Genomic DNA, 1,414 nt, shown 5'->3' on the forward strand with positions numbered 1-1,414 from the left:
CTAGTACTACAGTCGCGTTTGTGGGACGTGACCGCGGGCCTTGTAATGGCATTGCTGGGCGCGGTGTTGGTGTTTTCGTCGCCAGAGGGAGCAGTGGATCACGTGGCGGGGGTCTGATTCCCGGTGCCAGACGATCCGTGTGATGAGGTGCCTGATTTCGGGCAGTGAGAGCCTTACCAGCTGGTCGGAGCCTGGGTGCGGGCCCCCTTTTTTGAGCGGATGACGCTGAGAAAGGCGTGGGCGAACATGGAGAGGGTGATGTGCCGGTACCAGCCGGCATATTGCCGCACTTGGTAGTGGTCGAGCCCGGTTTCGCCTTTGGAGGTTTGGAAGGTTTCCTCGATGGCCCAGCGGGCCCCGGCGACCCGGGCCAGCTCGATCAGGGTGACGTTCTCGGGTGTGTGGCAGATGAAGTAGGCCAGGTCCGTGGGGTCTTTCAGGGAGCGGCGGGCCAGCAGCCAGTGTTCCCCTGTCTCGGCGGGGCCGTTGATGCGGATCCTTGCCCAGGCGTAGAGCCGTTCGCCCTTGGTCCCGGTGCCGGCGGTGCGGGTGCGCCAGGCCCTCCCGTCCAGGGCGGCGAAGAGCTGATCGGCCCGCCCTTCGGCGCCCAATGAACCCGGGGTCGGGGTGATGGCGCGCTGGTTCATGGGCACGGCCATCACGTAATGCATGCCGCGGGCCTCCAGCCGGCGGCGCAGCCCGGTGTGTTGGCCGTAGACGGCATCCCCGGTGGTCCATTCGGCCTCGATGCCGGCGTCCAGGGCGCGCTCGATCATCTCGGCGGCCAGCACGGGCTTGGTGGCCATCACGCGGTCCTCGGGGATTCCCGCTCGCTTGCACCGCTCGGCGTCGTCGATCCAGGCTTTGGGCAGGTACAGCTCCCGGTCCAAAAAGGTCCGCCCGGCCGGGGACGCGTATGTGAGGAACACCCCGATCTGGCAGTTTTCCACCCGCCCGGCGGTGCCCGAATACTGGCGGGCCACCCCGGCCGATGCCGTCCCCTTTTTCAGGAATCCGGTCTCGTCAATCGCCAAAATCCCCTTTGGGTCGCCCAGGTGCTTTTTCACGTAGCCGAACAAGGCATCGCGCACGGCATCCGGGTCCCAATCCGTGGTCGAGAGTAGCCGCTGCATCCCATCAGGGGTGCCATGGCCGGCCCGCTCAGACAAGGTCCAGGAGTTCTTCCGCTCCTCATCCGAGAGCAGGCCACGAAGGTAACTGACCGCGTTGTTCCGCGGCTCCGAGCGTGCAAAATCGTCCCCAATCAACCCGCGGATCTCCTCGAGGCCCTGCGCCCATTCCTGTATCTCTGTCACCCAAATATCATCGTTCACCCGTCATGATTAACAGGATTCGGGGCAAAAGTCCGATTAAAACGCCGATACAGCCAAAATAAACGCGACTGTAGTACTAG

Annotated in this window: 1 protein-coding gene; it reads right to left on the reverse strand. The window is 64.2% G+C overall.

Features of this window, described 5'->3' with window-relative positions; all coding sequences use genetic code 11:
* Nucleotides 1-173: 173 nt before the first annotated feature.
* Nucleotides 174-1,316, reverse strand: coding sequence for an IS701 family transposase (locus RCH07_RS19210; RefSeq protein ID WP_442784874.1), 1,143 nt, complete (start codon nt 1,314-1,316; stop codon nt 174-176).
* Nucleotides 1,317-1,414 lie beyond the last annotated feature (98 nt).

Source organism: Arthrobacter sp. CG_A4 (assembly GCF_035985125.1).
Taxonomy (GTDB): domain Bacteria; phylum Actinomycetota; class Actinomycetes; order Actinomycetales; family Micrococcaceae; genus Arthrobacter.